At 47.8% G+C, this 20,848-nt stretch carries 14 protein-coding genes and 1 pseudogene; 5 read left to right on the top strand and 10 right to left on the bottom strand.

The features are described 5' to 3' along the window. Positions 1–513: 513 nt before the first annotated feature. From P5G61_RS03835 to abnA, 5 genes are all read right to left on the bottom strand, one after another. Positions 514–1,935, bottom strand: coding sequence for an arabinan endo-1,5-alpha-L-arabinosidase (locus tag P5G61_RS03835; protein WP_301245226.1), 1,422 nt, complete (start codon positions 1,933–1,935; stop codon positions 514–516). Between the two features lie 56 nt (positions 1,936–1,991). After that, on the bottom strand, positions 1,992–2,834 hold the full coding sequence (locus tag P5G61_RS03830; RefSeq protein ID WP_024632439.1) for a carbohydrate ABC transporter permease: 843 nt from the start codon (positions 2,832–2,834) through the stop codon (positions 1,992–1,994). 24 nt (positions 2,835–2,858) lie between these two features. Next, positions 2,859–3,749 carry a carbohydrate ABC transporter permease gene (locus tag P5G61_RS03825; protein ID WP_024632440.1) on the bottom strand — a complete coding sequence of 297 codons (891 nt, stop codon included), beginning with the start codon at positions 3,747–3,749 and terminating at the stop codon, positions 2,859–2,861. Positions 3,750–3,902: 153 nt separating this feature from the next. Beyond that, positions 3,903–5,243 (bottom strand): ABC transporter substrate-binding protein, encoded by a 1,341-nt coding sequence (locus P5G61_RS03820; protein WP_094937226.1) that lies wholly within the window; start codon positions 5,241–5,243, stop codon positions 3,903–3,905. A gap of 132 nt (positions 5,244–5,375) precedes the next feature. Next, the gene (abnA, locus tag P5G61_RS03815) at positions 5,376–6,296 is read right to left on the bottom strand and encodes an arabinan endo-1,5-alpha-L-arabinosidase AbnA (RefSeq protein ID WP_301245224.1); all 921 of its coding nucleotides are present in this window, start codon (positions 6,294–6,296) and stop codon (positions 5,376–5,378) included. Positions 6,297–6,687: 391 nt separating this feature from the next. Between abnA and P5G61_RS03810 the strand changes: the two genes are divergently transcribed. Then, the gene (locus P5G61_RS03810) at positions 6,688–7,605 is read left to right on the top strand and encodes an ArsR/SmtB family transcription factor (protein ID WP_024632443.1); all 918 of its coding nucleotides are present in this window, start codon (positions 6,688–6,690) and stop codon (positions 7,603–7,605) included. A gap of 204 nt (positions 7,606–7,809) precedes the next feature. Beyond that, positions 7,810–8,338 (top strand): annotated as a pseudogene (locus P5G61_RS03805) (NAD(P)H-dependent oxidoreductase). 234 nt (positions 8,339–8,572) lie between these two features. On the opposite strand, the gene P5G61_RS03800 reads toward P5G61_RS03805, so the two are convergent. Further along, a complete protein-coding gene (locus P5G61_RS03800) occupies positions 8,573–8,932 on the bottom strand; it encodes a winged helix-turn-helix transcriptional regulator (RefSeq protein WP_024632447.1) in 360 nt (119 codons plus the stop codon). A gap of 43 nt (positions 8,933–8,975) precedes the next feature. Then, positions 8,976–9,839: a helix-turn-helix domain-containing protein gene (locus P5G61_RS03795; RefSeq protein ID WP_301244640.1), complete on the bottom strand. Its 864-nt coding sequence runs from the start codon at positions 9,837–9,839 to the stop codon at positions 8,976–8,978. 265 nt (positions 9,840–10,104) lie between these two features. Between P5G61_RS03795 and P5G61_RS03790 the strand changes: the two genes are divergently transcribed. The 3 genes from P5G61_RS03790 to P5G61_RS03780 all read left to right on the top strand — a co-directional run bounded on the left by P5G61_RS03790 (position 10,105) and on the right by P5G61_RS03780 (position 15,943). Continuing rightward, positions 10,105–11,781 carry an ABC transporter substrate-binding protein gene (locus P5G61_RS03790; protein ID WP_301244638.1) on the top strand — a complete coding sequence of 559 codons (1,677 nt, stop codon included), beginning with the start codon at positions 10,105–10,107 and terminating at the stop codon, positions 11,779–11,781. 12 nt (positions 11,782–11,793) lie between these two features. Then, positions 11,794–13,305 (top strand): glycoside hydrolase family 43 protein, encoded by a 1,512-nt coding sequence (locus tag P5G61_RS03785; protein ID WP_301245222.1) that lies wholly within the window; start codon positions 11,794–11,796, stop codon positions 13,303–13,305. Positions 13,306–13,642: 337 nt separating this feature from the next. After that, a complete protein-coding gene (locus P5G61_RS03780; RefSeq protein WP_301244636.1) occupies positions 13,643–15,943 on the top strand; it encodes a helix-turn-helix domain-containing protein in 2,301 nt (766 codons plus the stop codon). Positions 15,944–16,095: 152 nt separating this feature from the next. On the opposite strand, the gene P5G61_RS03775 is transcribed toward P5G61_RS03780, so the two are convergent. The 3 genes from P5G61_RS03775 to P5G61_RS03765 are packed head-to-tail and all read right to left on the bottom strand — an operon-like array spanning position 16,096 to position 20,811. Beyond that, entirely contained in the window at positions 16,096–17,142 is a 1,047-nt protein-coding gene (locus P5G61_RS03775; protein ID WP_301244634.1) for a glycoside hydrolase family 18 protein, read from the bottom strand. 5 nt (positions 17,143–17,147) lie between these two features. After that, positions 17,148–19,781: a transglutaminase domain-containing protein gene (locus tag P5G61_RS03770; RefSeq protein WP_301244632.1), complete on the bottom strand. Its 2,634-nt coding sequence runs from the start codon at positions 19,779–19,781 to the stop codon at positions 17,148–17,150. A gap of 7 nt (positions 19,782–19,788) precedes the next feature. After that, the gene (locus tag P5G61_RS03765) at positions 19,789–20,811 is read right to left on the bottom strand and encodes a carbohydrate-binding family 9-like protein (protein ID WP_301244630.1); all 1,023 of its coding nucleotides are present in this window, start codon (positions 20,809–20,811) and stop codon (positions 19,789–19,791) included. Positions 20,812–20,848: the final 37 nt, after the last annotated feature.

Here is a 20,848-nt window from a genome sequence, read left to right as displayed (position 1 = left end):
CTGGCGGTTGAAATCGGATGCCAAAGTCGCTCCTTCGGCTCCTTCCTCCCCCTTCGCTGCTTGTGCACCTTCAAAGCGACAGCTTCGCTCTTTCTCGCGCCGCTGAAACAAAATCTAACTCCGAGCCATTTGTTGTGGCTCGGTATATGTGGTGTCGCCCGCTTCGCTCAGGCGACTCTCCCCACACTAAATGCATGGCTGGCCGCTTTTTTTAGGCCAGCTCTTGGTGCACCGCGGGACGCTTCGGGGGTGGTAGGGCCTTGTTGCTCTCTTGTCCTCCGATTTCTTCTTTCCACCGCTCTTGGCGGTTGAAATCGGATGCCAAAGTCGCTCCTTCGGCTCCTTCCTCCCCCTTCGCTGCTTGTGCACCTTCAAAGCGACAGCTTCGCTCCTTCTCGCGCCGCTGAAACAAATCTAACTCCGAGCCATTTGTTGTGGCTCGGTATATGTGATGTCGACCTCTTCATCCGGTCGACTCTCCCTGTCCTACTTCCGAGCCATATTTATGGCTCCCTATTCCTCCGCCGCCTTGAGCTGCTTGCCCCAGACGGCAATGCCGTGGTCGTTCAGGCCCGTTACTACAAGCGCTGGCTGGCTTCGCTCCCAGTCCCAGGATGGAAGGAGCTTCAACTCTTCAGTAGAAGCTCCGCCCCACGGGCTTTCTGTCCACTCCAGCGTCAGTGTTTGTTTGCCGTCAAACGTCCATTTGCCTGAACCGTTTTCGCTTTTCGCTTTGCCGTTGGCTTGTAGGGTGTAAGGCACTGCCTGCACCTGTCCATCCACCGACGGGTCAACAGCCAGGCCTTCCCACTCCCCGGCGATCATCGACTTCGGAATGTCCTGTGCGTACTCACCTGCATATCGTTCTGGGGACACAACAGGCCAGCCGTCCTTGGTCCACAGCATTTTGCGGACATGCAGATAGGGCCAGTTTTTATCTGTCTCGCCTCTCGCATGATGCACAATATAATAATCGTCGCCATCCTTAAGGACTGAGTTATGTCCAGGTGCAACCCAGCCCTCACCTTCGGTGAAGCGGTAACCACCCAGAATTTTGGTACCCACTTCATATTGAGGCAGATGCTCCGTATCCAGCATGTTCATGCCATTTACGTCCGTGTAGGGGCCTGTTATGGAATCGGCACGGGCTACACGCACATTATAATCTTCGAATAAGGAATCATAGGAGACGAATAGATAATACTTTTTGAACTCCGGGTTATACACGATATACGGACCCTCCACTGCCCCTTCTTCCGTAGCACGATCACGGGCGGCAATGCGGGTTCCATAGCCCTCCTCCTTGAACTTTCCGGTTTGCGGATCGAGAGGTGCAATGTATATTCCGTCAAAAAAGGAACCGTATACCATCCATGAATTGCCTTCGGCATCCACTACCGGATTGGCATCAATGGCATTCAACTTATCCTTTTCGTTCTCGGAAGTTTTAACAACCAGCCCTTCATCTGTCCAGGGTCCTTCCGGAGACGCAGAGGTCTGCAAACCGATAGCCGAACGCGTACTGCCAAAGGTTGATGCCGAATAATACATTCGGTAGGTATCGCCAACCTGAATCACATCCGGTGCCCATAGATTTACCGCCCCTGTCCAATCGAGCGCTTCCTTCGGAATACCTGGTAACGCTTGACCTACCCATGTCCAGTTGATTAGATCATCCGATTTGCGAACCATCACGCTGGGTTTTGCTTCTCCCGCTACCCGAACGTCGGTCGAATAGACGTAATATCCCTGATCCGTTTTGATAATGGCTGGATCATGAGCATTGTTCACCGTCCAACGGGATTCGTCGTCCAGAATGGAGGTGTCATACAATTGAGTATCTTGAGGAGCTTCAGGAAAGACAGGCGGGGACACAGCTTGCCCTGCCCCATCTCCAGAACAGCCTGTAGCCCCAATCAACAACAGCAGCAGCATGGAAGAAACCACTCCTTTACCTGAATTTGTCCACCCGCGGAATGTTCTCCGCTGATTCATCCTTTCACTCCAGAGATCGCTACCGATTCAATAATCTGTTTCTGGAAGATCAGGAAGATGATCAACACCGGAAGCAATGCAACGATGGATGCTGCCATAATAAGCGGATAATCCGTCTGTATCGCATACGTGGCATTGAAGTTCGCAATGACGAGCTGCAAGGTCTGCTTCTCCGGTGAATTCAAATAAATAATTGGTGCCAAGTAATCGTTCCAGATGCCCATAAACCATAAAATCAACTGTGCAGCTATCGCAGGCTTAATGAGCGGGAACGTAATGCTGGAGTACAGTCGGAAATAGGAACTGCCATCAATTTTGGCTGCTTCAATAATCGCATCAGGCACACTGAGCAGATATTGACGAAGGAAAAAGATCATGACCACGTTGCCGAATAATCCCGGAACAATGAGCGGTAACAACGTATCCACCCAGCCGAGCTTTGAGAACATGATGAATTGTGGAATCATGACTGTCGGATACGGAATCATCATCGATGCGAGCAGAGCAAGAAACAGTTTGTTTTTATGCGGGAATCTCAATTTGGCAAAAGCAAAGGCGGCGATACTGGACGTAAATGTCCCCACAATCGTCACACTCAGCGCAACGATCAAACTGTTTTTGATGCCGCTGAGCAGCGGACCCGCTTCCCAGATTTCTTTATATTTGCCGAACTGAATAATCTCCGGAATCCATACGGGCGGAAGGGCAAATACATCCTGCTTTTCCTTCACCGAAGTGGATAACATCCAGATCAGCGGTGCAATCATGGCAATGGCCCCAATCGCCAGAACAATGAAGATGATCGAGTTGGTCAGTTTTCTCTTTTGACTATAAGACATATCCGTTCACTCCTTTCCTTGTCCTCAATCCCCATCAAAGGCTGATTTTTCATTCATTTTAAATTGCACGAGTGTAATGACAAAAATGAATACGCCGAGAATCATTGCCATGGCTGACGCATAACCCATTTGCAGGTTACTAAAGGCCTTTTGCCAGATATAAAAGACAATCGAGGCTGATGAGTATTCAGGGCCGCCAGTAGGCGTCATAATGTTCATCTCGGTAAAAATCTGCGAACCGCCAATAATGTTTGTGACGACGAGGAAAAACGTAACAGGCTTCACCATCGGCCAGGTGATATTGCGGAAAATCTGGAACCCATTCGCTCCGTCGAGCTCAGCCGCTTCATAATATGTACGCGAAACGCTTTGCAAGGCGGCCAGATAGAGCAGCATCGTGTAACCGAGCCCCTTCCATACGGCCATAATAATCAGGGCAGGTTTCACCGTTTCTTTATTGGCGAGCCAGTTGGGCCCTTCAATCCCGAATAGATCAAGGAATTGGTTCACCAAACCATAATCCCCGTTGTACGCCCAGTTCCACATGATGGACACCGCAGCCAGAGAGGAAATAACCGGAATATAGTAGATTACACGGAAGGTTGTTGTGCCCGGAATTTTACGATTTAGCCCCATCGCCAGCAGCAGCGCCAGCAAGAGACCGATCGGAATGCCAAGCATGAGATAGAATGTATTAAACATCGCTTTGTAAAATAGGTCATCGGTCAGCAGGTCCTTAAAGTTGGCCAAACCAATAAAATTCATCTGTCCCAGTCCATCCCAGTCTGTAAACGAACCATATAGGGAGTAGAGAAAAGGGAACATGACAAAGATCAGCAGCCCAAGAACCGGAGGCAAAATGAATAAGTAACCGTACAGCATCTCTTTGCGATACAATTTCGATTTTGTAACCACGGCAGTCACCCCTGTTTCTAGTATCAGTTCAGCATGTGGCATCATTCGATTGAAACGATCCGATCAATTGATGCCACATACCCGCATGGAATCATCCAATAATAACGATGCCAGCAGCATGATCACAGACCGCTGGCATCGCCTTTTCATCTATTATTTCTGTGATTTCTTCTCTTGCTCTACTGCTTTGTCCAACAGCTTCTGCATTTTTGGCTGCTGCTGCTTTACATAGTCTGCGGCTGTAATCTTGCCGTCCAATACCGGCTGAATGTCGGTGAAGAACAGGTCATACCATTCCGCATTGTACGTGTAGTTACCTGGCAGAGCACGGCCGTAATCTTTTACGATATCAATGAATTCCTGTTTGTTAGCAGGTTTCGTCGAAGTATCTTTGGCCCATTCGTCAGCCATATCGAGCAGGTTCGGAATTTGTACTTTGGCATCCACCAACTGCTGCATGCCTTCCTTGGAAGCCGTGAGGTAATTCACCAATGCTGCGGCTTCTTCCGGGTATTTCGTTTTAGCAGACACCCCGATACCGAGGGAGCCGATCCACGTTGCGGATTTTCCAGTAGAGCCCGCTGGGAAAGGAAGCAAATCATAATCGAAAGGCAGTTTCTCGAAGGTACTCATATCCCATGGGCCTACAGGGAAGAAAGCCATTTCCCCTTTCATCCAGCGTTGGTACGTATCCAATGTTTGCGCTTCCTCAATGGAAGGCGTGATTTTATATTTGTTTTGCATGTCGGCAAAGAATTGTAACGCTTCAGCAAACTTGGGATCATCAATCGTCACTTTTGTTTTGCTTGCATCCAGCCAGTCTGCACCATTGCTCCATACAAAGGATTGCAAGGCCCACTGTACGTTAAAACCTGTACCGAACACGTCCGGTTTTCCGTCGCCATTCGTATCCTTGGTCGCTTGCTGGTTGACCTTGATGAATTCTTCCCAGGTATAAGGTTTGTCTTTATCAGGGAATGGAATGCCTTCTTTTTCAAATAACGTCTTGTTATATCCGAGTGCAAACGGACCCAAATCTTTCGGCATGCCGTAGATATCACCCTGACCTGCCATTTTGCCATCATAGCGGTACAGGTCGACACCATATTTCCAGATGTTGTCCAGATCCACATCCGCATTGTTTTCAACGTAAGGTGTCAGATTCATCAACACTTTGCTGTTCACGTAGGCTTTCACATCGCCAGGGTTAATATAGAATACGTCTGGCAAGCTGTTGCCTGTGATGGCAGCTCTCAATTTTGTCGCGTATTGATCCGCAGCTGTTACGATAATTTTGACTTTGACACCGGGATGTTCTTCTTCATATTTTTTAACAACAGCTTGATAAGCCTTCTGTTCATCCGTGCCACCCCGGAACATAAACGTCAGTTCCTTGTCCCCACTTGAACCACTGCTGCCACCACAGCCTGCAAACACAATTGCGCTCACAAGCATAAGAAGCATGATCGTAACCAACCTCTTTTTCTTTACCATCTGAACCCCTCCTGATCTGGATTTGTAAACGTATTCAATTAGCTGAAATAAGATTTCTGTTGTTAAATTTATCAAACCCAGATCACTTTAGTCAATACTTTATTAAAACATTTTATGTTTATATAAAATAAACTAGTACGTTGGCCATCCGCTGGAATCCCACAGCAAGTCGTTGATTAACAATTTTGGATTGCCGTTATCGTCAGCATCATAGGCATGGCGTGCAATGACGTTACCGTTATACACATCCTGACCGCCCGGTCCCTTCCACTTGACATTCCCTGAATCCAACAGGGTTCCGCCGCCATTCAACATGTTCACACCGTTTTTGTCCACATACGGACCTGTAATACTCGTTGAACGACCATAGACCATTTTGTACGTGCTGTTCACACCCTGGCAGCAGGAATCAATGGAGGCAAACAAGTAATAATAACCATTCCGGTACACAACACTCGGTGCTTCAATGGCCCCACCATTGTTCGGACGTGCTGCAATAGAGGATATGCTTCCGGTAGGTTTCATCGTGGATTTATCAAGCTTCACAATCTTCAGACCGCTCCAGAAAGAACCGAAAGCAAGCCATGGGTTGCCAGAAGCATCGATGACCAGATTCGGATCAATAGCGTTATAATCGTTAGCAGATGTGGTTTGAAGCACTAACCCCTCATCCTTCCACGAGCCTGCTCCAATGCTGGTTGCAGACGCAAGCCCGATCGCCGATCTGTTGGAGCCAAAGGTAGAGATGGAATAATACAGCCACACTTTCCCGTTGTATTGCTCAACGTCTGGTGCCCATACATCCAGGCCGCTCTGACCCGGAACAGCAGAGGCCCACCAGGAGGGCTTACTCAGAAAAATCTGCGGAACGCGGTACCATGATGACCCGTTATCCGATTTCAGCACCTGAATGCCCGCACCCGTTGAAAAGGTATACCATGAGCTTCCCTCTTTGATGATGGATGGATCGTGGACGGCAATATCTCCGGTCAGATTCCAGAATGCTGCAAATGCCCGAGACTGACCCGCCAATAACAGCACAAGTACAAGCAGTGCAGGTAACGCCCAACGTTTTTTCCTGAATCCTGTCAATCCTTTGAACTTTTCCAAACTGAATTCCACCTCTCCTGATCAAATCGTTAATTTGGTTCATGAAGTATTAAATCAATTTAGGTATAATAGGATTATAAAAGCGGTTACATTACATTTCAATGGTATATTTCAAATATATATAAATTGATTCACACTATTTTTCAGATCATCAATTCATCCATATGTGATTTATACTTACATTTTTGTTGTATAAACAGGGGATTTGGCATCCTTTTCTCTGCCCTTCCCTTCCTTCAACGAATCATTTATAATTATCTAAAACAAACCATATAAATGTGCAGAAGCCTGGATCAGAAGGGCTTCGTTCAGAACGTGGAAAGGAAACCCACCTATGATTTATATTAAAGATCTGATGTCTGGCGTTAATATATTCAAGGCACTCAGTTCGGAAATTCGGATCCAGATCATTGAGTTGCTTGCCAAGAACCAGAGTCTTAACCTCAATGATCTCGCGACCAAACTGGGGCTCAGCAATGGCGCCATTACAATGCATATTAAGAAATTGGAAGAAAGCGGCCTGATTGAAATTAACACCGCAGTCGGCAAACACGGAATACAGAAGATTTGTTATCTGAATGAGGAAAAACTGATGGTTGATCTGCGTTCTCAGGAGATCAGCAATCGTTATGAAGTTGAAATTCAGGTGGGACACTACAGTGATTATCAGGCAGCTCCCACTTGTGGACTCGCCACCCGGGACAGTATTGTTGGGGAATTTGATGATCCGCGGTATTTTGCGGACCCGTTGCGAATTGATGCGGAGATGATTTGGCTGGCTGAGGGTTATCTGGAATACCGGATTCCGAACTATCTCAAGCCTAATCAATCGTTTAGCGAGATCCAGCTATCCATGGAGTTGGGCTCAGAAGCACCGGGTTATTGCGATAACTACCCTTCGGATATTTATTTCTACGTCAATGGAATTGAGATTGGGTGCTGGACAAGTCCAGGGGATTTCGGCAATACACGCGGTACATTCAATCCAGACTGGTGGCCACCGCATCTGAATCAATACGGAATGCTGAAGCTGATTCGTATTACTCAGGAAGGTAGCTATATTGACGGTTGCCGTATCTCGGATGTTACCTTGAACGAGATCGGCCTGGATTACAAAAGCGATATCCACTTTCGGATTGCTGTAACGGACGGACCGGTGAACAAACGGGGATTGACGATCTTCGGCAAGCATTTCGGCAACTATGGACAGGGTCTGCTCGCCCGTGTGCTCTATAACGTGCAAGAGGAATAGGCTCCTTCTTCTCAGCCAAGTCATACGACAAGAAAACAACCAATAGCCGCCAATGGTCACACTTGGCGGCTTTTATCTATTTCTGCACTTTTTTTCATAGAGTACTTACCTTGAGGTAAGTACATGAACTAAAAGTGCATACTTACATCATGACGAACCTCCCTTTATACTCAAGAAATACTAGAGCTCAGGGAGGAATAATCATTGAAAACCCTTGTTATCGTCACACACCCAAGCATACAAACATCTGTCATTAATAAACGGTGGGCAACCGAACTTCAGAAATACCCGGAAAAGTACACCGTACATGAACTATATAAAGTTTATCCAGATGGAAACATAAACGTGGAGAAAGAACAGGAGCTCATTGAATCCCATGATCGCCTTGTCCTGCAATTTCCGTTCTATTGGTTTAGCAGCCCACCTCTTCTTAAACAATGGCTGGATGAAGTTTTTATTTATGGCTGGGCTTATGGCTCTAAGGGAGACAAACTACAGCAACGCAAAGTTGCCTTGGCCGTATCCGCCGGAATCAAAGAGGCGGATTACACGGAAGAGGGCAAATATCGCTATACCCTTGGACAACTGTTATCTCCTTTTGAGACAACCATGCTTTACTGCGATGCGGATTATCGATCATTCTTTGCCTTTTATGGGGCAGAACACGAGCCTGCATCAAGTGAATTGGAATCAAAGTGTACAAGGCTATTTGAATTTTATTGACAATATGTAATCCTAATCACCAGGTCGTTGAGAAAGCACTATGCTTGTTCGTCGTCTAGAGAAGTTGGCAAAAAAGAAAATAAAATGCATGGTCAATGGTTTGACCAGGAACGTCTTCTGGATGATTAAAGTGGCATCGAAACCGCTGGAGATAAATTGCTTATAAATCTTGTAAATCAATCATTATAACAAAAGGATCTTCCATATCACGTATGGGAGATCCTTTTGTTATAAAACGGCTGCACTAGCGTTGAACAGACTCCGGGTCAGATCCCATATTGGCTTCTCCCCAATCACACATCATATGGAGCAGCGGCATCAGTGAACGCCCCCGCTCAGATAATGAATATTCAACTTTAGGCGGAATCTGGGGATATTCTTGACGTATCACCAAACCATCCTCCTCCATCTCTTTCAGCATAACGCTCAGGCTCTTAAAAGAAATGGTACCGATACTTCGCTTCAGCTCATTATGCCGCATTACCTTGTTTTCGGCCAACCAATACAAAATGACCATTTTATATTTACCACTAACCAGGGACAACGTATATCCAAAGCCGGTGTCTTTTAATGCCACGCCAGTCGGAACACAGGTTTCGCGCATAAGTTCCCCCTCCTTCTTTTGTTCATCGTACCATAGTGGAAAGTTATAGAGACTGCCTGAACGTTTTGGGAGACATGCCATATGCCTTTCTGAACTGTCGGGTGAAATAATTGCTGTCGTTAAACCCGCATTCATACGAAATTTCCGTAATGGACAGGTTCCCGTGTTTTAACAGATAACATGCCCTTTCCAGACGCAACTTCTGCAGATAGGAGATGGGCGTCATCCGATAATAAGATCTAAAGATCCGATTCAGATGCCTTATAGAAACATTCGACTTTCCTGCAATCTCTTCCAGGGACAGAGGTTCCAGATAATGATCCTCAATATAGGAAATGGCATTAGCCAAATGCATCAGATTATTGCCCTCTATCCCCTTCTCCTGTGTATCATAATGCCTCGACAAATAAACAACCATCTCCGTAAAACGAGAAATCAGCATGGTCTGATACCCTTGCTGCTTACTTTTATATTCCTCAATCATGACAGAAATCAGCGACTCCACGTACTCCAGATTGGGAATTGGCAACGCCATTTTACTCGGATAAGAGTGAATACTGCGATAATACGGCTCCAATACAAACAAAGCCTGAAAGCCTTTGGATTTTCTCAAATCCGGTCCTGCTGAGGCGAGCATTTCAGGTCTGAACATAATATTGCATATCTGAAAATCCTGAGGATCTCTGTAGGCATGCGGAGTGGAACCATTAATTACAAATACATTTCCCTTTTTAACAAAAAACGCCTCTGTATTGACAACATGTGTCGCATTGCCATTCAGGACAATGACAAGTTCCGAAAAATCCACATGCCTGTGAAGTTCGGTATCTTCGTCATGTCCTCCGTATTGAATATAAAATGGAAACTCCGGATCGGCTGTAAACCAATTCAAATAGGCGTTGCTCAACAGTTCGCCCTCCATGGTTCATGCTGGGATGAATGTCTATATCATGCTACTCCTGGACCGAAAAATCAAGGTTTGCCGATCATAAGATCTCTATAATTCCTCATGTAGCCATGCAAATTCAGCACAGAAACGAGGGGTGTTATGGATCGTGAAAACACGATTATATGATTGATCTGTCGAATGCAGGGACTTTTTTAAAATCCATAATTGTAAACGCATTCAAGAAAATAATAGAAAACATCAGGGGGTTAATATGGTTCATTCGATGAGAAAGATCGCAAAATGCTCTGTCGCACTTGCACTCTCCTTAAGCTTGTTGGCGGGATGCAGTAGTGGTAATGAAAGCGTGGAAGGCAATGAAGGAAGTGACAGTGATACTTCACCGATGACGTTGACTTTCTTTGGAGCAGATTCCAACGCAAACTGGAATAAGATGCAGGATGATGTGGGTAAGGAGATAACCAAACAGACAGGAATTACACTTGATGCGGAATTTGCAGTGTCGGACCCCGCACAGAGACTGGCACTGATCGCGGCAAGTGGAGATTACCCCGATCTGATCAGTCCCAAAGGGGATTTGGACAAATTGGTTGATGCAGGTGCCATGCTGGACCTTACCGATCTAATCGAACAACATGCCCCAAACATCAAGAAACTGTTCGGTGACCAAATCAAGCGTTTGCGCTACAGTAACGATGACCCGTCCATCTATGTCATCCCTACTTACTCCGCCATCGATGGAGTCAACTTCGTGGCAGGCGCAGGTTTCGAGCTTCAGCATCGTGCTGTGAAGGAAGCCGGATATCCACAGATCAATACACTCCAAGATTATGAAAATGTCATTCGATCCTATCTGGAGAAGCACCCTACCGATGAGAATGGCAACAAAAATATCGGGATGACATTGAACGCGGATGATTGGCACATCCAAATTACCGTGACAAACCCCGCAGCTGAGACCACGGGCAAATCGGGCGATGGAGAATACTACATTGATCCCAATACGAATGAAGCAACTTATCATTTCCGTACGGAAGGTGAGAAAGAGTATTTTCAGTGGCTTAACCATATGTATAATACCGGGTTGCTTGATCAGGAATCTTTTGTTCAGAAAAACGACCAATATCTGGCCAAAGTCGCTTCTGGTCGCGTCATTGGTCTGATCGATGCAGACTGGGGCTACTCCGATGGGGAGAAAGCACTGAAGGCTTCAGGAAAAAATGATCAGACTTATGGACATTATTCTGTCATGCTGTCCGACCAATACAAGGATAACCGCTACCAGTCCACAGGTTTCATGGCTGGCTGGGGAGTAGGCATAACTGAAAGTGCAGAAGATCCGGTCCGAGCCATTAAATTTCTGGATTTCCTCGCTTCTGAAGAAGGTCAGGTTCTCAACTATTGGGGGCTAGAAGGCAAGCAATATACCGTTGAGGACGGTAAACGTGTTGTGCCTGCGGATGTGCAGCAGCGTATTATCAATGACAATATCGCTTTTACCAGAGAATCCGGCGTAGGACTCTACACCAATATCGGAGGGCATTACGGGGATGGAGTCAAGGATTCCACTGGCAATTATTTTACCAAGAACTTCCCGGAACAGATCATTGAGAATTATACGGATGCTGAGAAAGAGACCCTCAAAGCTTATGATGCAGCAACCTGGATGGATCTGTTTCCGAATGAGAAGGATTTCCCGGTAAAACCATGGGGAGCGGTATGGAACATCTCCGTACCAAGTGATGATGAAATCAACATTATAGCCAACAAGGTGAAGGATATTACATGGAAGCAGATTCCACAGGCCGTGATGGCCAAACCGGAAGAATTCGATGCGATCTGGAATGACTATCAGCAGAAGCTCATTGATGCAGGAGTCGAAAAAATGGAACAGGGATTCACCAAATACGTCCAGGATCGGGTTAAACTCTGGAATGAATAGGAGCACAACATGATAAACTACACCAATCCCGTGATTCCGGGCTTTTATCCTGACCCCAGCATCTGTCGGGTAGACGATGATTATTACCTCGTAACCAGCACATTTGAATATTTCCCGGGGGTGCCGATTTTTCACAGCAAAGATCTCGTGAATTGGCGCCAGATCGGCCATGTTCTTACGTCTGCCGAGCAGCTTCCACTCGCCAAAGCAGGCAGCTCCGGTGGCATTTATGCACCGACCATTCGTCATCATGATGGCTGGTTCTACATGACAACCACCAACGTAAGCGGAGTAGGCAATTTTTATGTTCGCAGCAGGCAACCTGAAGGACCTTGGTCTGAGCCCATTTTTGTTGCCCAGGACGGTATAGACCCCTCCCTATTCTTTGATGAGGATGGCCGTGTATACTTTCAAACCGCTTGTAATGGTGATAAAGGCGAAGGAATCTATCAGTGTGAGATCGACATCTCGACAGGTCACAAGCGGACAGAAAGCCAATTCATCTGGAGGGGCACCGGCGGTGCTGCACCTGAGGCCCCTCACCTGTACAGAATAAATGACTTCTATTATCTAATGATTGCCGAAGGGGGAACCGAATATGGGCATATGGAAACCATTGCGCGAAGCACGGACCCCTACGGACCATTCGATCCCTGTCCTCACAATCCGATCCTGTCCAATCGAAGCATGAAAAGTAATATTCACGCCACTGGGCATGCAGATCTGGTACAAGCACAGGATGGGAGCTGGTGGGCGGTATGCCTTGGAATTCGCCCTGCAGGCTACCCCATGCGTCATCATTTGGGGCGTGAGACGTTCCTCGCACCCGTGACCTGGACAAGTGACGGATGGCCGATTATCGGTCAAGACGGACGTATTGAACCCGTCATGACCGGACCGCAGCTGCCTGAAGTTCAATGGCCCGGCAAAGCCATTCGGGATGATTTCGATGTATGCACACTGGGCATGGACTGGATTTTCCTGCGGAATCCAGCTCCTGGCAGTTGGTCACTCACAGAACACCCGGGCCATCTTGTTCTGCGAGGGAACCACATGTCTCTCAATGATGGTGGAAATCCCGCCTTTGTAGGTCGCCGCTTGAGCCATTTCTTATGCAACATGGCTGCCAAACTGAACTTTGAACCCACGCATGATGGCGACGAAGCAGGATTGACCGTCTTCATGAATGAGAAATATCATTACGATCTGGCTATAAAGCAGATTGACGGTCAGAAAAAAATCATATTCCGGCGAACGGTCGCTTCATTAAAAACAGAACAAATTCAGGATTGCGGTACCGGACCTGTGATATTACAGATCCAGGCCCAACGTGATCATTTTACGTTCTCCATACAGCACGGTTCAGCAGCTGGCGTTGTACTTGGCTCGGGTGAAACACATCTGCTCTCTACTGAAGTGGCGGGTGGATTCACAGGAGTCATCATTGCCATGTATGCGCACAATTCATCGGGAGAAGGTACGCCAAGCCTATTCGATTGGTTTGATTATAAACCGTTGGATTAAATAACGGTTTCATCTTTAAAGATTAATGTAAACAAACAAAATATAAGCTGTATTAAAATGATCTCCTTCAAGTCGATACTCTTTGAAAAACCTTATGTGGTAACATAAGGAAAGGAGTTCACTTGAAGGGGATTTTGCTATGGCTATATACATCCATTCTTTGAAGAAACTTTCTGTACACCCCTCTTAAAATTTCAGAAAGTCCATTGATTTATTTGAGAAGTTCTCCTAGTATTTTTAGTAGGAACACCCAGAGCTCGACAGCAAGGCAATAGCTTCACTGTTTTTATGAGAGCGCTATCGCTGCAGCACTAAAGAAAAACGGGAGGTTGCAGATATGAAATGGAATCACTTCAAGTCCAAGCTTCTGCTTAAGTACACACTATCCTATATCTCCATTTTCCTTATCCCTCTTGTTATATTAACTATCATTATTTATCACAATGCTGTGGACACGCTCCGTTCAGAGATCGAACAGACCAATGTTAATCAGTTGACCCAAGCAAAAACAGTCATCGATGACCGAATGAAGGAATTGCAGGACATTGCATTTCGCATCGCCTACGATGAGCAGCTAACCCGGTACTGGACCCACCATCCTTATTATAGCCGGGAATCGATTAGTGCCTTGGTCAAATACAAAGCGACCAGTTCCATTATCGATGAACTATTCCTGTTTTTCCGCGGAGATGATAGCATCTACTCGTCTCAGGGCTCGGAGAACCTGGATGTATTCACTGGCCGCTACAAATTCAATACATGGAACGAAACGGACATGATCCGGGATTTGAATAACGTTCAGTTTCCAACGATCCGACCGGCCGAGCAAGTCGTTCAAGGAACCAAAATTCCTAATTCCATGCTGGCCTACCTTGTACCCATTGCGCCTAACAATACACCCGCCCACGGAACCGTCATGTACCTGATTCATGAGTCCAATCTGACCGGATTGATTGATTCCATACTCAGCGACTACCATGGGATGACTTATATCTTCGATAATTATGGGCAGGTGCTGGCCGCCAACTATAAAGGGGAAACCATTACCGAGCAGGAAGTCAAAGCTCTGTTTGCACTTGAACCCGGAACGCACAGTCTCTCTTTAAACCATGAACCGCATTCGGTTGTATCCGTCAAATCAGACGCTGGCTGGACCTATGTTACCGCTATGCCAAGCAACCAATTTTTTAGCCGAATTGTCCATATTCGTACCTTTATTATCCTTGTTTTCTCCTTTATGGTGGTGATGGGTACCATCCTCGCCATTATGTTAGCCCGTCGACAATACCATCCGATTTCAGACTTAATGGAGTTCATACGGTTGAAGAACGATCCTGATACGTCCACAACTACCAACGAGCTGGAATGGATCAAGAAGACATTGCACGATTACAGTCAACGCGTAGACCTTCAGGAGCCCTACGCTCGCAATCATATACTGCTCATGTTACTGAAGCATGGTCATACTGGAGAATTCCCCTCCGAGTTTACGGACAAGCTCGGCATACACTTCAACCGATCCCATTATTTTGTCATGACCATGGGCTGGGAAATGCATGCTTTTCCCATCGGGGATAACCCTGAACAGCGTACGGTCATGCAGCTGATGAATGACGTGGAACTGCCGGAGTTGTCCGCCTATGCTTACGGCGTCGAGCTTCCACAGGCTGACCAACTGGCCCTCATTGTCGGATTTGATGCTGAAATCGGGCATGAAGCCAGCTTGAATGCCCGTATGGAGCCTATCGTTGCACAACTGCAATGGATGGTGACAGAACACACCGGCGTTGCGCCCGCAATCGGTATAGGCAATCGGTATAGTTATCCAGAGCAGTTGAATCAATCCTACATCGAGGCATCAACCGCACTGGAAGCATCGATGCTGCATGGACAGGGAAGCAGCACCTTCTTCAACGCCCTTTCCGGTTCCGGTACACAGGACTCTTCCTTCTGGGTCCCTAAGGATGTGCTGCTGAAGCTGGTTCAGAGCTTGAAACAGGGCAGTTATGATGTGGCGGTTCAGATGGTATCAACCGCGTTAAATACCCTAAAAGCTGAAATGCCGTCCGTACCGCTGCTGCGCTGCATCTGCTTCGATATTCTGAATACGATGCTGAAAACCGCATCAGAGCTCGGCATTCATCATGTCGTTAATCAACTTCCAAGAATCACTTCCTATGACTCGCTGGAGGATTTGGAGAAAAAACTGACAGGCCTTGCCGCCGAAATCTGCGCCCATGTCGAGGCGAAGAGTGAGACGGAAGAAAGCTCGCTGATGGATGAAATCGTTGCTTATATCGATGCCAATTTCTCGGATTATGACCTGAGCCTGGGTACGATCTCGTCTAAATTTACAATCTCCTCATCGTATTTCAGCCGATCATTTAAAGAGAAGATCGGCATGAACTTTACCCAATACATTTGGCAGAAACGGATGGATGAGGTCATCCGGCAACTGCTGAATACAACCGATCCGTTAAAAGATATCATCACTCGCGTCGGTTATCTGGATACGCCGAACTTTATCCGCAAATTTAAAAAAGAGACGGGTTACACCCCCGGACAGTACCGCAAAATGCACCGTCCCAACGGCTCCGCCGATTCCCCGGATGATGACGACGAGGAATGTATCGGATAATGGCTTCGAATGAAGTCGACAAGGAAGTGCATCGGATACCGATTCACCGAATAAATAGAAACCTCCCCTTCACCGTATGGGTAAGGGGAGGTTTTCGTATGTTCAAGTTTTACTTTCGAGTGATCCAAAGCAGTTCGTACGCCGAGCTTCTTCTATTTTGCAGCCGAAATACCTTGAAGACCTTGATGCATTGCACCCAGCAGACGGTGGGTCGGATCACAGCCATATTCCCAGAACATGATTCCGGCCAGGCCTTGATCCTTCACGTAATCACATTTGCACTGAATTGATTCCTCATCATCATAAGATATTAGACTGGACCCGTTAAACAGAAACGGTGCACACGCTTCATCATCCCAGTAACGGACGTAACCATTCTTGTTGATGTACTTTGCATCCAGCTGGGCAAAAGCCGGACCGTACCCGCCTGTACTGCCAGCCATTTGGTGGAGGCCACGGTTCCGGTCAGGAACCTCAGTCCAGATCCGGGAATAGAACGCGGCACCGATCACAATCTTCTCTTTCGGAACGCCGGCGTGGACGAACAAATTTACGGAAGCATCTGCACTAATTCGGAACAGATCTCCGGTTGGCGTATACAGATTCGTATGATGTCCGGTCAGAACCTGAAAACCACCGCGCATATCATAGGTCATCAACTGCACAAAATCCAAATACTTCTGCACCTCAGCCATTTCTGTACCGTCTACGTAGTATTGGTCAGCCCCTGCCGCAATCGTGAGCAGATAATGACGGCCATCCCGGGAGCCTTTGGCATCCATTGCCTCCCGGATCGTCTTGAGAAGCAAGGTGAAATTCCGTTTATCATCAGGACTCGAGGCGATACCGGCTTCACCGTAACAAGGATACTCCCAATCCAGATCGATCCCGTCAAAAGGATATTCCTCCAGCACCCTAATCGCCGATGCGGCCATGCTATCCCTTCCGGCTTGGGTTGAGGCGGCTTCAGAGAAACCGCCAGCGCTCCAACCCCCGACGGACAACAGCACCGTTAGATTCGGATGATCGCGCTTTATATTCCGGATAACCTCACCGTTTTTCAAATGCTCGGTGGTGATTTCATCATTTTTGACATGACCGAAGGCTACGTTCAGATGTGTTAACTTCAATAGATCCTCATGCCTCATATCGGGAAGAACTGAATCGACGACATAACCTGCAGCAATATAGTTTGGCACCCTCTTCACTCCGATCCATTCAATGATTGAGATAACGCCGCAGCAATCTGCAAGGCTTCCTTCCCGGTACCAATCTTGTACCCGGAAGCCGAATAACGGACTTGATCCTGGCTATCCAGCACGAACAGATGTGGATAGCCGGCTTCGTGAGCTGCAGGATTTGGAATGAAACCGGATAAGGACGCATAGCTTGAATCCCTTACAAAAATCGTACGTACGGGCAGCTTCGGATAAGCAGCAGGATCAAAGGAGGTATTCCATTCCGTATCTCCGATCAGCAGCACGATGGGTAGACCCAGCTTATCCAGCGGCTCAGCCAGTTCGCCCAGCTCACGAATCAGATGCTTGGTTGGTTCCCGCTCGGGTTCGATCCAGGCAGCAATGGCACCCTCTGATCCCAGAAGAGCCTCCAGTACCACCTCTGAACCATCCAGACGGGTCAGTACACTGCCGGGTGCCAGTTTGCCCAACACAGGAATGTCTACCACCGTCTCGCGATAAGTTAATACAACCTCCGTAGTGTCTCCGGCGTGGACAGTGAAGTAAAGAAAGCGTACTCTTACCGTTCCATCTTTTAAACGAATGCCCGTTGTTAAGCGATAAGCTCCCGGTTCAACCTCATATGGCTGGCTATAGACATCCGTGCTGCCATGAGGATATATCAACGTTTTGTACACGCCATCTTCCAGACGGGCTAACGAGAAGTTCTCGCCATAGGATGCTGTTGGTGCTTCCTGCGGCCCCTCTTCATCCCTACGAAGTTGCAGCATTCCCCAGCTTGTGTTGTCCTGATTACGAGAAGCGTTGTGACTGAACATCGCATTTTCCCAGCCCCTGTCACCTAAGTACTGAGACTTCTGCTCGCTCGGATGCAATCGGGCCGGAATGCCCAAACTGCGGCACACAGCGACAAACAGAATATCCAGCGACTGCGGATCTCCCTTCATCAGGCTGTAAGTGCCTACCGGGTTTCCCTTGCCTTTCAAGTTAGGGAGGTCCTCATAATACGCATAACTCTTTTCCAGCTGCCGGACAAGCGCCGAAGGCTCCTTCCTGAACGCCGCTGCCTCTTCCTCCGAGTAGGCATTCTGGAACACGGATCGATAAGGCACCACCATTTCATAGGAGACCCGCGGGCACAGGATGTACTCCACGAACGTATCTTCTACCCATGATCCTCGCTGCGAGAGCGCACCTATAAGATGATCGTCCAGCGTCTGACGAAAAGTATCAATTAAATCTTTTTCATTCATCGACTCCAGCAGCCGGAGCGGCCACTCACCGTATTTCTCGGAACGCTCCTCCAGGAAAGCTGCGATTTCACGACTGTTGCCCCGTGCCTTCTGGAGAATATCCCATACACGCTCCCGAGGAAGTCCAGCCGAATGAGCTAATGCATACACCTCTTCCTCACTCAGGAATGTATCCTCATATCCACTCCGAATCTTCGTGCCCTCCTCCAGACGACGGCTATGTCCCTGAATCTTCTCTTCCGGTAAAACAATTGCTGCTTCTCCCTCTCCTTCGGGAGGAGGAACCATATCGAAATCCACGCTCCCTGATGGCTGCTCTGACGAGTCCAACACTAGCTCAACCTGATCGCTGTCCTGAGCTTTGAATAGGACTTCACTCCATTGGTCTCCGCTAACCGCACGAATCAATAGATCACCATAACCTGTCTTGAAGGCAGCCTCCCCTAGCACATCGGTCTTAATTTCGGCGATCGGATAAAATTCAGCCGTGTTATACAGCTCGAAGCGGAGGCTCGCTCCAGGCACAGGCTCTCCCTGCATATCTTTCACCTTCACGCGGATGGTTCGCGTCAGTGCGTAGTTTTCAAGCAAATTAATCTCCGTAAATCCCTTCTCGTTAAGGGTTATATCCTCTGGTCCCGGATAATCGGCAAAAACCCTCGTATTGATCAGCATGGCCCTGCGGGCTGGCGGAGTGAACCACCCTTGATTCAATCCAGCTTCAGGCTCGCATGCCCCAATGTAATACCATTGGCCGTCTGCCCAAGCTTCTACCCAGGCATGATTGCTGTCACTGTGAGCCCAGCGCGGCGTATAGACCTGACGGGCAGGGATGCCGATACTGCGAAGAGCGGCTACCGCCAGCGTGGACTCTTCTCCACAACGGCCGCGAGCATTCCGAATCATCGTCAGCGGCGATATCGTTCGCAGATCGCTGCCAATATAAGTCGCTTTCTCATGACACCAGTAATTGGTTTCCAGAATGGCATCCGCCATGGATAACTTCGCTGTCCGGCCAGCCAACTCATCAAATATAATGCCGCGAAAATCCTCAATATTCTCCGTATTGATTCGATAGGGTAGCACAAAATGCAGAAACAGATGATCCGGTACACGCTCGCCCCAAGGCACACGTTTGCGAATGTCCAGCGCCCGACGCACATGGCTGAGGAACAGTTCCCCATCATAATCAGCCATGTCATTCACTGGCATATAGGCATATACAACCTTCAAGGCCCAGGTCTCTTCTTCGGTTAATTGCTGCTGAAACACATGAAACAGTTTATCTTTGCGGGCCTCTGCAAAACGTACCTTCCCCTGGAACTTCTGCTCGATCCGCTCCAATGCCTGTGCATCCAGGGAAAATACCAAGGTTTGACTGGTCATTGCTGGCTCACTCCTTCCACAGCTTTCCGTCTTCCCGAATGCAGATTAAGGTCGTACCGTCCGAGGAAGGCGCAGTAATCTGGAACAGGCTACGGGTCGTTTCAATTACAGGCTGGCAATTCAATGGTTCATCCCCCATAAGTTGCTTCACATCCTTCGTAAATTCACCATGGGTTTCATAATAATTGCGTTCACGGTAGTAAAGTCTGCGAAGCTCCCATTTGATTCGCTCGTCTTCCGGCAGCTCAAAGGAATGATCCATTCCATCACCCGAAAATACAACATAGCCCCACAGCTCCGGGTAATGCATGTTGATAATGCCCATGGGCGACCAAACCCAGTTGTCCTCGGGATAAGGATTGCCTGTCTCCGGGTTCAGCACCTTACGGTACTCACCGTCTTGTACTTCGGTCTGCCATTCCACACGCGAGAAGTTGACACGCCAGAACTCACCCGGCGCAGGCGGACGGTTGCCTTCGGCACATTCCTTTAGACTGGTCCAGGGAATCGCGACCTCCACGCTCCATTTCCGATTATCAGCACCAGGTGCGTTCAGCTCCCCATCAATATGTACGGCCGTCTTGAGACCGCTGATATCCCAACCGTTGACCGGAGGTCCACCATCACGATAAGGCTTCACCAGTAACAGATCCCATACCGTATTGAGCGCATTGATCTCGAACTCATAATATTGGTGGGAATCTCCGTCGGGATCGATAAAAATCTCAAAGTCATTATCGTAGAAAATAACGGAATCACGTTCGGTCAACGTAGCCCATATCTGATCTTCAATCAGTTCGGCAGCAAAATAGAAATAGTCGTCATCCCACAGCATTTTTACCCGCGTCTGTTTCCCTGGCTTCGGACGAAGATCGCCTTCGATATCAACGAAATCATCCGTCCAATCAGCCGCATCCCAGAATGCCTTATCCACGCGGCCGTCCAGCACCAGCGGCTCCTTTGCACGCTTGCATATATAATGTTTGGGAGCATACTCAATCCTCGGCTCCGGCACTCCACTTTGGTTCATTTCGCTCTCTCCAATTCATAAGGGAGGACATGCAACT

This window comes from Paenibacillus vandeheii (assembly GCF_030433635.1).
Taxonomy (GTDB): Bacteria; Bacillota; Bacilli; order Paenibacillales; family Paenibacillaceae; genus Paenibacillus; species Paenibacillus vandeheii.
This window is presented reverse-complemented; position numbering and strand designations above follow the sequence as displayed.

Excerpts from the sequence above, each read along its gene's own strand:
- P5G61_RS03835 (WP_301245226.1), bottom strand. The coding sequence starts at position 1,935 with ATGCTGCTGCTGTTGTTGATTGGGGCTACAGGCTGTTCTGGAGATGGG.
- P5G61_RS03830 (WP_024632439.1), bottom strand. The coding sequence starts at position 2,834 with ATGTCTTATAGTCAAAAGAGAAAACTGACCAACTCGATCATCTTCATT.
- P5G61_RS03820 (WP_094937226.1), bottom strand. The coding sequence starts at position 5,243 with ATGGTAAAGAAAAAGAGGTTGGTTACGATCATGCTTCTTATGCTTGTG.
- P5G61_RS03810 (WP_024632443.1), top strand. The coding sequence starts at position 6,688 with ATGATTTATATTAAAGATCTGATGTCTGGCGTTAATATATTCAAGGCA.
- P5G61_RS03800 (WP_024632447.1), bottom strand. The coding sequence starts at position 8,932 with ATGCGCGAAACCTGTGTTCCGACTGGCGTGGCATTAAAAGACACCGGC.
- P5G61_RS03790 (WP_301244638.1), top strand. The coding sequence starts at position 10,105 with ATGAGAAAGATCGCAAAATGCTCTGTCGCACTTGCACTCTCCTTAAGC.
- P5G61_RS03780 (WP_301244636.1), top strand. The coding sequence starts at position 13,643 with ATGAAATGGAATCACTTCAAGTCCAAGCTTCTGCTTAAGTACACACTA.
- P5G61_RS03770 (WP_301244632.1), bottom strand. The coding sequence starts at position 19,781 with ATGACCAGTCAAACCTTGGTATTTTCCCTGGATGCACAGGCATTGGAG.
- P5G61_RS03765 (WP_301244630.1), bottom strand. The coding sequence starts at position 20,811 with ATGAACCAAAGTGGAGTGCCGGAGCCGAGGATTGAGTATGCTCCCAAA.